This is a genomic window from Syntrophorhabdaceae bacterium, from assembly GCA_035541755.1.
GTDB lineage: Bacteria > Desulfobacterota > Syntrophorhabdia > Syntrophorhabdales > Syntrophorhabdaceae > PNOF01.
Genome location: DATKMQ010000145.1, coordinates 1 through 13,093 on the forward strand (window position 1 = coordinate 1; position 13,093 = coordinate 13,093).

Sequence of the window (13,093 nt, forward strand, 5' to 3'; positions counted from 1 at the left end):
AAAGCCCGAGCCCGGTACATCGAGATCCTCCAAATCCTGACAGGACAGGGGCTGTAAAGGCGTCAAATACGGGCGATCCTCGTCGATCTAGCCGGATAGTCGTTCGGCCAGCCGGTACGCTTCTATGAAGCTCGATGGGTCGGCCAGGCCCGTCCCTGCTATGTCGAAACCTGTCCCATGGCCGGGAGAGGTCCGTACGAATGGCAAGCCCAGCGTGACATTCACCGTTCTTTTGAAATCGAGAGTCTTTACCGGTATAAGGCCTTGATCGTGGTACATGGCGACGTATGCATCGCAGTCGACTTTATGGAAGAGTGTATCGGCGGGATAGGGGCCATAAACATTGATACCCATTGATCGCGCTTGATCGATGGCCTCTTGAATACGGACTTCTTCGTCACCGATAGTTCTGTTTTCGCCTGCATGTGGGTTAAGCCCACAAACCTTGATGTGGGGTTTACTCAAACCGAATAAATTCCTGAGAGATTTTTCCGTGATGGATATGCAGGAAAGAACCGCATCCCGCGAGACAGATGGCGCCACGCTTCGCAAGGGAATATGTATGGTGACGAGAGACACCCGCATGATTGGGTTAGCCATCATCATGATGTAGTGCGTGACCCCGCAGAAATGGGCGAGCAGCTCGGTATGCCCGGTGAAGGGGACGCCTGCCAGATGGATTGATGCCTTGCTGATAGGACAGGTCACCATGGCCGAGACTTCCCCGAGAAAGGTCAGTTTTAGAGCCTCCGTAATATACCGATATGAAGCCTCTCCGTATCGTCTATCAAGTGACCCGAAATCTACGGAGCTGATGCACGCCATGTCGAGGAATTCGATCTCTCCCGGGCCGCCCTCCTTGAATCTTTTAAAGTGAAACGTTTGATTTGAAAAGACTTTCTGTCTGAGGGCGGTGATGGCCGAAAGATCGCCCACGATAACGGGCATGCTTCTTTTGCAGATTTCCTTAAGGGACTTCAGGATGATTTCCCCGCCGATACCTGCAGGGTCTCCCATTGTTACGGCTACGCGTTTCAGATCTTGACCTCTATGTAAGAAGCCTGCCTCAGTTTGTTGATATAATCCTTGTACCGTTTTTCCGATTCTTCGGAAACAATACGTTCATGCATCTTGTCCTTCAACGTCTCGAATGAAGGCACATCTCCCTTTTGTATTTCGATGAGTTTGAGTATATGAAATCCGTAAGGGGTCTGAATCACATTCGTGTATTTGCCTGGGGCGAGGCCCTTGAGAGACTCCCTCAAGGCCGGAAGAACTTCCCCACCCTTGACCAATCCTATGTCCCCTCCCTGATTGGCAGAGGGATCGTCAGAATACTGTTTTGCCATATCTTCAAAGGACGCACCCTGGAGAAGAAGCCTGTAGGCGTTTTGTGCCCTTGAACTTGCATCGTTTCTTTGATTTGAGACGAATATCTGTCCGAGATGGTATTCTTCCTGGACATACTCTTCTTTGTGCCGGTCGTAGTACAATTTCAAGTCCGCATTAGTGATATTGACTTCGGGTGAGATAACCCGCCCCAATACGCGGCTCCGTAAAACGCTTAGTCTAATCCCCTCTACGAAATTCTCGTAGGTGATATTTTCCCGCTTGAGTTGCTCCTTTAATTCAATCTCCGTGATGAGATTTTGCTTCTTGATATTTTCGACAATTGACTCTACCTCTTTGTCCGACACGTCGATTTTGAGTTTTTTGGCCTGCTGCTTGATGAGAAGAGCGTCGATAAAGAAATCGAGCCTTTCCCTGAGTTTCAAGTTTGTCAGATATTCGTCCACAGAAGTGAACTCGTTTTTCTTTTCTACCTGGACGAAGTTCTCTGCTTCCCGGAGGGTGATGATATCGTCATTTACAATTGCGATTATGCGGTCAACTACCTCACAATAACACGTCGTTGCAAAGACGAAAGAAGCAACAACGAAAAGAACTTTTGGAAGAATTCTCATTACTTTTTAGCGGGAGAAGAATCTTTGGTCTCCGGCGTTTTTGCAACATCGCCCGCGCTTTCTTTACCCGGCGCCGGGGCCTGACCGGCTTCCGGTTTCTCGGGCGCCTGGGGCGTTTCATCCTTAAGCAGGCTGTCGTTTACGGTTATCTTGGCGTTCTTTTTCAGTTCTTCGATATACTTCTCAACAAGCTCCTTCTGCTTCTCCTGCGCCAGCTGCTGTTTGATGAATTCCTTCACCTCATCAAAGGGAACATAGGAGGGCGGTTTAGCTCCTTCGAGCCGTATGATGTGATAGCCGAACTGGGTTTTGACGATGCCGCTTACCTGTCCGACTTTAGATAATTTGAAAGCCGCTTCCTCATATTCGGGAAGGAGCGTGCCTTTAGGGTGAAAACCGACTTCTCCTCCTGTCGCTTTTGCACTGGGGTCAATCGAGTACTGTTTGGCAAGCTCAACAAAATCCTCACCGTTCTGGAGTTTTTCCTTTATCTGTTTAGCTTCTTCTTCCGTTTTTAAGAGGATGTGCCGGGTGTTGATCTCTCTTTCCTTCTTAAACTTGTCTTTATTGGCATCGTAGTATTTCTTGATTTCTTCGTCACCGAGCTGTGTATCCGCCGTCAGTCTTTTCTTCAGAACCGATTCGATGAGGAGCTGTTCCTTGACATCAGCCAATCTGGTCTGAAACTCTTTTTCATTTTCCACATGGTTCTTGTTCGCTTCCCTCAAGAGAAGCTTTTTCATAATGAGTCTGTCGAGATAGCTCTTTTTGCCGCTTTCCGTTGCGACCATCATCTTCATATTCACCGGTATTTTGTCCAGTTCCTTATTGAACTCGTCCAACGTAATTTTATCGTTGTCTATTGTCACAAGTACCTTGCCTTCCTGCTTCTTACACGCAAAAAGGCAAAGCATTATGCACATGCTTATCAATATTCTTTTCATCCTCTCACCTCATTTTAGGCTGTCGGCTGTGGCCGTCAAAAATCGCCCTCGCTTTCTCCATATTTCCGTATCATTTGAGGACTATTGAGATAACGAGACGCTATTGTTTTATATCACGTATGGTGATTTCCATCAACAGATTTCTTAAGAAATAGATTAAATCCTCCGCTTTCTTTTCGGTTTTGAGAATAATACGCCCGTCCGGCATGAGCTTGAGTCCCTCCTGTGTGGCCGTTGCTCTCTTGAGCACCCGTTCCATGTTGAGCGGGGTTTTATCGGTTATATGGATGGCGAGGTGCTTGCCGGAGCAGTCGAGCTTCCTGATTTTGAGATCGGTGAGAAAGCATTTCAGAGAGATGATGTCGAATAAATGCAGAAGCGGTTTCGGAGCTGACCCGTATCTATCAGAACACTCCTCCCGGATATCATGCAGTTCCTCCTCGTTGCGGACTTTTGACAATCTTTTGTACATGAGGAGTTTCTGGCTCGAATCGGGAATATAGTAGTCCGGTATGAATGCGTCGATCGGAACGTTGAGTTCCGCAACGGACTCGACCTGGCCAACTTCCGGTTCATTCCTCAGGTTCTGAACGGCTTCTTCGAGCATATCACAGTAAAGCTCAAAACCTATAAGATTGATGTTGCCGGATTGCTCCTTTCCGAGGAGATTACCGGCCCCACGTATCTCGAGGTCGTAGTTGGCGATATGGAAGCCCGATCCCAATTCGGTCATTTCTTCGATGATCTTAAGCCGGAGCAGGGCATCCTTGGTCAAGCTCTCCTGTTTGGGAACGAGAAGATATGCGTAGGCTTGCTTTTCGCTTCTGCCTACCCTGCCTCTCAACTGATAGAGGTCCGCGAGCCCCATCTTATGTGCATTATTGATAAAAATTGTGTTCACGTTGGAAATATCCAAACCCGATTCTATGATGTTCGTGGACAGGAGGATATCATATTTCTTGTCTATGAAATCGAACATGATCTTCTCCAATCTCTTTCCATCCATCTGGCCGTGAGCAACAACGATCTTTACATCAGGAAGAAGCCTTGTTAAATGATCAAAGACCACGCCGATGTTATGGATATAATTATGAACAAAAAATACCTGGCCACCCCGTTTAAGCTCGTCGGTGATTCCTTTCTTGATGATAGCGTCATTGAACTGCACAACAAATGTTTTCACGGCAAGCCTGTCCAGGGGAGGCGTATTGATCACACTCAAATCTTTGATCCCCATGGTTGCCATGTAGAGGGTCCTCGGTATGGGGGTCGCGCTGAGCGTGAGCACATCCACATCCTTCCTCATGAGTTTCAGTCTTTCTTTATGCTTTACGCCGAACCGCTGTTCCTCGTCGATAATCAGAAGACCTAAGTCTCTGAAGGCCACGTCCTTCTGGAGCATCCTGTGTGTGCCTATAATGATGTCGATGCTGCCCTTCTTGATAAGTTCGGCGATAGCCTTCTGCTCATCCTTTCTTTTGAAGCGGCTGAGCATCCCGACAGTGACGGGATAGTCGCCGAGGCGGTCCTTAAACGTCTTATAATGCTGCTGCGCAAGGATGGTGGTTGGCACGAGAATGGCAACCTGTTTATTATCCAACACTACCTTGAAAGAAGCTCGAAGCGCGACTTCCGTTTTGCCGAAACCCACATCACCGCAGACGAGCCTGTCCATAGGTTTTGTGCTCTGCAGATCATGGATGACCTCTTCGATGGTTTTGAGCTGGCCTTCCGTCTCCTCGAAGGGGAAACCTGATGCCATTTCCCTGAAAAGCTCATCTTCGGCGGAATAACTAAAACCTTGAGCCAACTGACGCGCCGCGTGTATCTCTATGAGCTCCCCCGCAATATCCTCGATCTGTTTCTTGACTTTCTTTTTGACATTCCGCCACAGCGGTGAGCCAAGTCTGTCTATCTTCGGCTTAAACCTCTCGCTTCCGATGAATTTTTGCACAAGATGGAGGTCTTCGACGGGCACGTAGAGTTTGTCTGCTTCCTGGTACTCTATGAGGATGAAATCCTTTGTAAAACCGTTAATAACAAGGGGCAATATACCCCGGTAAACGCCGATTCCATGCTCGATGTGCACTACCCACTCGCCCGGGGTAAGATCCTTGAATGAGCTCAAGAATTCGTCGAAACCGTTCCACTTCTTCTTAATAGCCCTCTTCTTTTGACCGACAATATCCTCCTCGGTCAGGACTATGATATCGTCGGTGCGAAAACCTCGTCTTACCGGGCTTATGACAATGCCCCATTCTCTATCCGATTTGCGAACGGGTATGTGAGGCAGAATAGGGAAGAACACACCGTAGTTCTTGAATATCTCCTGAAGTCTCGTGCCCTGGTGTTCGCTGCTCGCGAAGAGATAGACATGCTTATGATGCGACCATTGCCCCGCGAACTTCTCGGAAAGTGTCTTGAATATTTCGTTCTTTCGCGTTTCAAAGAGATGGCCCAAGTCTTCGTTTGATTGAGCATGTATCGAAATGCCGGCCTCCTCCCCCTGCACGCCTGAGATATCAACATTCAATACGCACCGGATAAGACTCGCCCATCTGTCTTTAAGCGACAGTCCGTTATGGTCGCTGGGAAAATCCTTAGTGAGGTAATAGAGACCTTTATGTACGAGAACCATCTGTTCATTGAGATAGTCTATGATCGTATCGCTTGAATCTTCCAAAGATTCTTTTAGGCGCGGCAAATAGCACTTGTTAAGCGCCTTGAGCGACCTCTGAGAAAGAGGGTCGAACAGACGCAGGGAGAGGATCTCGTCGCCCAGGAACTCAATCCGGACGGGCTTGTCGGAAGAGGGCGGGAACACATCGATGATGTTGCCACGTTTTGCGTACTCGCCGGCCTCGCGCACGAGCGGGGTGTTATCGTAGCCACCTTCCGTGAAGAATTCGATGAGGTCTTCCTGAAAGGTGACGTCTCCGACCTGAATATTCTGTATACCCGAGGACAGGGCCCCATGGCGCGCCAGGGGATGTCCTATGGCGCTGTAAGGAAAAAGGCCGACGAATTGTTCGTCGGAAACCAGATGAAAGAGAAATCCAACCCTCCTTGTCTCATCTTCTTTCTCGAAAACCTTGTCCGCGTACGCGGGGAATATATGGGTGCTCCTCTTGGTGTAGAACTCCACCTCTTCCTGAGTGAGGAGCGCCTCGTCCTCCGTGTCGTAGAATATCACGACCTTCCTCCTCGTATCGGCGAGAAGAAATGAAACAAAGGAGCCTATCTTGCCCGATACGTAAATGACACCCGTTTTATTGAGTTCAAACATGGTTCGTTACTCTCGGGCGGCGCAGCCGGATTCTACCATCACGCAGTAAGGGGAGGGAGCGCGCAGTACTCGCAAGCTGTCGGCGGGTTGCTGCGTTGTATAAGAGGGAGTGCAAGGGTGTGGCGCGAGCTCAAACATATGCAGCTCGGAGGCGACAGGGAAGAATTTGTTTATTCAAGGCACGTGTGAAAGATACCCTGCCCGTTTCTCGGACACTAGAGCAAGCGCGACGCGGTGTAAATTCAGGGTCGGATTTACAGCGCATGATAAGCGACGATGCAGGAAAAGAAGCTTAAACTGTGATTCACGGCAGCGATCGTGGCGAGGATAGAAAAGCTTGACACATTTAGTTTATTACAATAGACCGCCTGTATATGTCAATATCCATACCGGGCGGGCTGCATTCGGGAGGCTTGCGTATTCCGCTCGTTAAGAGCAGGGCGCAAGCCATTTGCCAGGCAGGCCGAAATTGTTTTAGGGGTATGCTTGGACGAGCCCGCGGGCGGGGTAGTTGGCATAATTTTAGGGGTCATATAAAGTGCGATGTTTCACATGGCGGGGGCACAACGTTAGTCTTGACTGTTAACGTATATTCGAGTATTATTAACAGCGGCCGAAAACGGTGGACTACGATAGGTAGCATGTCCATTCCTTCACATTCTACCAACGGCTTTTTATGTTGAGCGCCGAAAATTTTTGTGTATAATATACTCTTTTATCCTGCAAGGGGGTTAAGGCATGGCAAAACCGATGGAACAATATAAATGGCACGAACTGAATGTCGGATGCGTTATCGAAGAAGTTGGAAACGCGACCGAGTATAAAACGGGTGACTGGCGCTCCTCCAAGCCCGTATGGAATGATGACAAGTGCGTCAAATGCGGCCTCTGCTGGCTTTTCTGCCCTGACGCCGCGATCTACCAGAAGGAGAGCGGTTTTTACAGGGCAAATCTCGATTTCTGCAAAGGCTGCGGTATATGTGCGCACGAGTGCAAGCCCGCTGCGATTACCATGGTGGAGGAAGAACGATGACTGTTAAAAAAGGTGTCGAAGTATCGATAGCAGTCGCTGACGCAGCGAAACTCGCACGTGTTGAAGTGGTGGCCGCGTATCCCATTACCCCGCAGACCCATATCGTCGAGCATCTCTCCGAGATCGTTGCAAATGGGGAGCTAAACGCCGTTTATGTCAACGTGGAGTCCGAGCACTCGGCTATGTCCGCCTGCTGCGGGGCCTCGGCTACCGGCGCTAGAACCTTTACATCAACAAGCGCGCAAGGCATGGAACTTATGCACGAGATTCTTTTCATCGCAGCTGGCCTCAGGCTTCCTATTGTCATGGCTGCGGTGAACCGGGCATTGTCAGCGCCCTTATCCATCTGGGGAGACCACTCCGACGTCATGGCGGCGAGAGACTCGGGTTGGATCATGCTGTTCTGTGAAAACGGCCAGGAAGCGGTTGACTCCACCATAATGGCCTTCAAGATTGCCGAAGACAGACGGGTCTTACTGCCCGTCATGGTCAATCTCGACGGGTTTTCATTGAGCCATGTGATTGAGCCCATCGAGTTTCCCACCCAGGAAGAGGTTGATAAGTTCCTGCCTCCCTACAATCCCCTGTATACGCTCCACCCTGACAAGCCCGTCACCATGGGGGCCTACGGCATGCCTGAGCTTTATACCGAGGCGAAGTACGCCCAGGAAATGGCGATCAGGGAGTCAAAGGACGTGGTCAAGGAAGTGCTGGATGACTTCGGCAAACGTTTTGGAAGGCAGTACAACATTGTTGAGACCTATAATACGGAGAATGCAGATACGGTGTTCATATCGCTCGGCGCAATTAACGAGAATATTAAAACCACCATCGACGACCTGAAGAAAGAAGGCAAGGAGTTGGGCCACGTGAGTCTGAGACTCTTCAGACCCTTCCCTCAGGAAGAGCTTGCCGCCGCCATTAAGGGAAAAAAGAAGATTGCAGTGATCGAGCGAGTGATGCCCGGAGGCGCAACAAATGGGCCACTCTTCAATGAGATTTCTGCGCTCGTCCATACCAAGGGATTGAAGATCCAATTGTCGAATTATATCGTCGGCCTCGGTGGACGGGATGTTAATCTGGAAGATTTCCGGTCAATCTTTAAGAGTATCGGCTCGACCAAGAAGACGCAAAAAGATGATAAGAATTATCAGGTGATAGGGGTGAGAGCATGAGTATGAAAGGCATCGAAAAGTACATGGATGAGCCTGATGTTGAGTTCGCCACATCCGGCCACAGGGCCTGCCAGGGCTGCGCAGAGATACTTTCCTTGAGGCTCGCCCTCAAGGTCTTCGGCAAGGATACCGTTCTTGCGATGGCCACAGGCTGTATGGAGATTATATCCACTCCGCTTCCCCTTACGAGTTGGCGCCTTCCTTGGATTCACGTAGCGTTTGAAAACGCGGCTGCAGTTGCCTCCGGTATGGAGTCGGGCCTCAAGATCCTCATGAATAAAGGCAAGATTCCCGAGAAAGATATCCATGTGGTTGCCATAGCCGGGGATGGAGGCACGAGCGATATCGGGCTTCAGGCCCTTTCGGGCGCTCTGGAGAGGGGACACAAGTTCACCTATCTTTGTGTGGACAATGAGGCCTATATGAATACGGGCACACAACGTTCATCGTCCACTCCATATGGGGCCATGACCACGACGAGCCCTCCGGGCAAGAATAGCATCGGACAGTCCACGCAGAAAAAGAATATGCCCAAGATTGCCGCCGCCCACAACATACCCTATGTGGCCACGGCCTGTCCCTCCTACCCCTTCGATTTTCTGGCCAAAATTAAGAAGGCAAGGACCGTAAACGGGCCCTCCTACATTCACATTCTCTCTGTGTGCCCCAGTGGTTGGAGAATACCATCGGATCAGGCTGTTCACTACGGCAGATTGGCCGTGCAAACCGGCCTTTTTCCGCTTTACGAGGTCGAGAACGGAAAATACAAGATCACGCACAAGACGGATACACTCAAGCCGGTGTCAGACTATATAAAAGGGCAGGGCAGGTTCAGACACTTAACTGATGATATCATCGCTCAAATTCAGGAGAGGGTTCATTTAGACTGGGAGGACCTGAAATTCCAGGCCGGCGTCAAGTAGCGGTGTCGTCTTAGCTGCAAGCAGGGCTTTAGAAAATAACAGGGTCACACGTATCCGACGGCAGTTTTTGTCACTATTTTATGTAGATACCTCCTTTTGGTTACTATTTTCCTCTTTACTCAGCAGAAATAAACAATAAGTGTGACGAAGAGCACAGAAAAAAAGCAATTATTCTAATAGAATTAAAAATAGTGTTGCAATTAATTTCTAAAAATATAAAATATAAACACCGAATATGAATCGGTTAAACTATCGGCGCTCAAAAATGTGGGGTAACTCCGCGATTCGTTGAAAAGTGAAATTATCGTAAGGCGAGGACATGTCCATCGATCTTGAAAAGATAGGCAAGTTTCTTAGGGAAAAGCGAGAGCTCAAAGGCCTTACCTTGAGTGATGTATCCCATTCTCTGTGCATCCGGAAATCCCTGCTCGATGCCATGGAGTCCGGCAACTGGAAGCTTCTACCCCACGAGGTCTACGTCAAGGGCTACGTCAAGGAATATGCCCACCTTCTCGAGGTATATGGTGAAATCTTTGACGATCTCGCGAGCGAGGTAGTCAGAGCGCCGGCGGAAGTACCTATTCAACAGAAAATCAGTCCAAAGCCTAGTCGTTTGTCCAAGAGAGCACTCCTTTATCCTCTCGCGTTTGTTCTTCTGGTTGGCCTCGTCATCCTGAGTCAGATCTACAGAGAGCAGCCCCTTTCCGGACAGATGAACGGCGCAGGACATGTGCCCGCTCGCGTAGATACAAGCAATACTGCGCCAGATGGGCGCGCTGCCCCTGAAGGTCGAATAGCCGAGACCCAGGCGCCGGAAGCAAAGAAGCTCATGATAACCTGCCTTGAGCGCACATGGATTAGCGTGGTGATCGACGAGAAGGAAAAAAAGGAATTCATGCTCAACCCTCAGGACATAGTTGTGTTAAACGCTCAGGATAAATATGACCTTCTCATCGGTAATGCAGCAGGGGTAAAGTTGGCTCTCAATGGGAACGACGTCCAATTCGGCGGACAGAGCGGAGAGGTAAAAAGGATTAAGCTTCCGTAAGATCTTGCGGCGAGAGGTACCGGAAGGTCAGCTACTCAGTTTTTCCATTTCTTCCATGGAAATATCAAAGTTTGCATACACGTTCTGAACATCATCGGAGTCTTCAAGCGCTTCCATAAGTTTCAACATGGTTTCAGCGTTCTTCCCTTCAAGTTTTACGGAATTCTGAGGGATCATGCTGATTTCGGCGACCGTATACTTAATCCCATTCCGATCAAATACTTTCTTAAGGTTCTCGAAGTTAGCCACTTCGACGGTCACTTCAACCTCATTTTCAGATTCAGAAATATCTTCTGCGCCCGCATCAAGGGCGAGCTCCATGATCCTGTCGCCATCGACTGACTTCTTATCGAATGAGATGTAGCCCTTCTTGCTGAATAACCACGAAACACACCCCGCCTCGCCAAGATTGCCGTTGAGTCTTGAAAGGATGTGACGGATTTCGGCGGCAGTCCTTTTCTTATTGTCTGTCAGTACTTCGATCAGTACCGCAACGCCTCCCGGCCCGTAGCCTTCATAGGTATACTCTTCGTAACTCTGACCGTCATCAAGGGTTCCCAGGCCTTTCTTTATGGCCCTGTCTATATTGTCTTTGGGCATGTTTTCCGCTTTCGCCCGTGCTACGGCATCACGTAGTCTGGAGTTTGCCTCGGGGTCCCCTCCACTAATTCTCACCGCCGTGGAGATCTCTTTGATGAGTTTAGTGAATATTTTGCCTCTCTTCGCGTCTGCAGCACCTTTCTTGTGCTTGATGGAACTCCACTTACTATGTCCTGACATTGGACCCCCTGAACATCGAATGGTGGGCGATATTGGATTCGAACCAACGACCTCTGGTATGTGAGACCAGCGCTCTAACCATCTGAGCTAATCGCCCGAGACTCTTTTTTTATTATATTATGGTTCAAAAGTCAACAGAAGAGAAGGTCAAACACATGCCGGAACCTGCTTTTGTGTTTCCTTTTCAGGCCGAATCGTTTATTATCTCTTGGTGACGAGATTCGTTTTTGGTCCGGTCCCATCGAGAAGGCTTGGTTTTTCACTGGGCGTGGATGTAATTCCGAGCAAGTACTGCTCCTATGATTGCATCTATTGCCAGATAGGAAAGACCACGGACAAGGAAATAACGCGGAAAAGTTTTTTTGACCCCCATACAATCATCGATGAAGTGGCTGAGAAGGTGAAAAGAACCAGCCGCATCGACCACATCTCTTTCTCCGGATCGGGAGAGCCTACCTTAAACGCAGATATTGGATTTATGATCCGGGAAGTAAAGAAGATTACGAGTATTCCCGTTTCGGTCATCACGAACGGCGCTATGCTCTACGAGGACGAAGTCAGAAGAGACCTCATGGCTGCTGATGTGGTACTTCCGTCACTCGATGCAGTGAGTGAAGATCTCTTTCGTTACGTCAATAGACCGCATCCGGCCTTAGAGGTTGAGGCGATCCTCAATGGTTTGAGACGGTTCAGGCAGGAATACACGGGCAAATTGTGGCTAGAAGTCATGCTCATGAAGAATGTCAACGATGACAAGGAAGAGTTGAAGAAATTCAAGAAGGTTATTGAGGATCTCAACGCAGACAAGGTGCAAATCAATACAGTCGTAAGGCCTCCGACAGAAGAGGGGCTAGAGAGCTTGACCAGGGAAGAGCTCGACAGGGCGTGCAGATTTCTTGGAAAACCGTGTGAAATCATTTGTAACTTTGAAAAGTCTGTGAGGGAAATTGACGAAGAGAACTGGTCGCAACGAGTGCTGACCATCCTGAAGAGAAGATCTCTTACGCTCGACGACATCGTAAAGATCACCGGCGTATCCTTGCACAAGGCCAAAGAGCGTCTTAAAAGCCTTGAAAACGAGGGTTTCATTAAGAGTTATATCTTTGATGGCAAGACTTTTTATTTGACGCCTTGAGTCTTGAAGATAAAAGGAATGTGCTCGGCCTCGCTCAATCGGTTTTAAGGTAACGGAAAAGATATTGACAAACACTTCTCCCAACATTTAGTATAAGACCTGCATCAATTTCAGGTATATAGACTTAGGACCGGACGTTGATATGTAGTTGCAAGGAAGTTGATCAAAGGTTAGAGCGGGACATGACGGGTCGTTTAGACAAAAGGAGGGTATATGAAAATAAACCGGGCTGTGGTAAGCGTTTCGAGCAAGGCTAATCTCTCTGATCTTGCACTGCTCCTGAAAAATTATAACGTCGAGATCCTCTCCACAGGCGGCACCAAGAAGTATCTTGAAAGCATAGGTTTGAGCCCCACGGAGGTGAGCAGTTACACGGGATTCCCTGAAATCATGGATGGCAGGGTGAAGACTCTTCATCCGAAGATACATGGGGGGATCCTCAACGTCCGTAACAACGCAGAGCACCAAAAGGCCATGGCCACATTTGACATCAAACCGATCGACATGATCGTGGTAAACCTGTATCCGTTCAAAGAAGTGATCAGCAAAGGATGTTCTTTCGAGGAGGCTATCGAAAACATCGATATCGGGGGCCCTTCGATGATCCGGGCTGCGGCCAAAAATTTCAAATTCGTGACCGTCGTGGTGGACCCGCAGGATTACCCCCGGGTAATGGAAGATATGAAGATGCATAATGGCGAAACCACCGAAGAACTCAGGTTCTATCTGGCCAAGAAGGTATTCTCCATCACATCGGATTACGATAGGACTATTTTTCAGTACCTCGAAAAGGCTAAAGGATAGCC

Annotated in this window: 11 protein-coding genes and 1 tRNA gene; 6 read left to right on the top strand and 6 right to left on the bottom strand. The window is 48.9% G+C overall.

The features are described 5' to 3' along the window. Positions 1-87: 87 nt before the first annotated feature. The 4 genes from pdxA to mfd form a co-directional block, all read right to left on the bottom strand. Positions 88-1,104: a 4-hydroxythreonine-4-phosphate dehydrogenase PdxA gene (gene pdxA, locus VMT62_14275; GenBank protein ID HVN97592.1), complete on the bottom strand. Its 1,017-nt coding sequence runs from the start codon at positions 1,102-1,104 to the stop codon at positions 88-90. Further along, on the bottom strand, positions 1,035-1,964 hold the full coding sequence (locus VMT62_14280) for a peptidylprolyl isomerase (protein HVN97593.1): 930 nt from the start codon (positions 1,962-1,964) through the stop codon (positions 1,035-1,037). Before VMT62_14280 ends, pdxA begins: the two co-directional genes overlap by 70 nt. Then, on the bottom strand, positions 1,964-2,908 hold the full coding sequence (locus tag VMT62_14285; protein ID HVN97594.1) for a peptidylprolyl isomerase: 945 nt from the start codon (positions 2,906-2,908) through the stop codon (positions 1,964-1,966). The genes VMT62_14280 and VMT62_14285 overlap by 1 nt, the downstream gene beginning before the upstream one ends. A 100-nt stretch (positions 2,909-3,008) precedes the next feature. Beyond that, entirely contained in the window at positions 3,009-6,194 is a 3,186-nt protein-coding gene (gene mfd, locus VMT62_14290; protein HVN97595.1) for a transcription-repair coupling factor, read from the bottom strand. A 738-nt stretch (positions 6,195-6,932) separates the two neighbouring features. Here mfd and VMT62_14295 point away from each other — a divergent pair. The 4 genes from VMT62_14295 to VMT62_14310 all read left to right on the top strand — a co-directional run bounded on the left by VMT62_14295 (position 6,933) and on the right by VMT62_14310 (position 10,372). After that, positions 6,933-7,226: a 4Fe-4S binding protein gene (locus VMT62_14295; GenBank protein ID HVN97596.1), complete on the top strand. Its 294-nt coding sequence runs from the start codon at positions 6,933-6,935 to the stop codon at positions 7,224-7,226. Beyond that, positions 7,223-8,401, top strand: a complete 1,179-nt coding sequence (locus tag VMT62_14300) for a hypothetical protein (protein ID HVN97597.1) — start codon at positions 7,223-7,225, stop codon at positions 8,399-8,401. The genes VMT62_14295 and VMT62_14300 overlap by 4 nt, the downstream gene beginning before the upstream one ends. Continuing rightward, on the top strand, positions 8,398-9,324 hold the full coding sequence (gene porB, locus VMT62_14305) for a pyruvate synthase subunit PorB (GenBank protein HVN97598.1): 927 nt from the start codon (positions 8,398-8,400) through the stop codon (positions 9,322-9,324). The genes VMT62_14300 and porB overlap by 4 nt, the downstream gene beginning before the upstream one ends. 319 nt (positions 9,325-9,643) lie before the next feature. Next, positions 9,644-10,372 (top strand): RodZ domain-containing protein, encoded by a 729-nt coding sequence (locus VMT62_14310; protein HVN97599.1) that lies wholly within the window; start codon positions 9,644-9,646, stop codon positions 10,370-10,372. A 27-nt stretch (positions 10,373-10,399) separates the two neighbouring features. Here VMT62_14310 and VMT62_14315 read toward each other — a convergent pair whose 3' ends face one another. Together VMT62_14315 and VMT62_14320 are read right to left on the bottom strand one after the other, a co-directional pair. Beyond that, positions 10,400-11,152, bottom strand: a complete 753-nt coding sequence (locus tag VMT62_14315) for a YebC/PmpR family DNA-binding transcriptional regulator (protein ID HVN97600.1) — start codon at positions 11,150-11,152, stop codon at positions 10,400-10,402. Between the two features lie 20 nt (positions 11,153-11,172). Then, positions 11,173-11,249 (bottom strand) — tRNA-Val (locus VMT62_14320). A gap of 114 nt (positions 11,250-11,363) precedes the next feature. Here VMT62_14320 and VMT62_14325 point away from each other — a divergent pair. Further along, positions 11,364-12,287, top strand: a complete 924-nt coding sequence (locus tag VMT62_14325) for a radical SAM protein (GenBank protein ID HVN97601.1) — start codon at positions 11,364-11,366, stop codon at positions 12,285-12,287. Between the two features lie 213 nt (positions 12,288-12,500). After that, entirely contained in the window at positions 12,501-13,091 is a 591-nt protein-coding gene (locus VMT62_14330) for a hypothetical protein (GenBank protein ID HVN97602.1), read from the top strand. Positions 13,092-13,093: the final 2 nt, after the last annotated feature.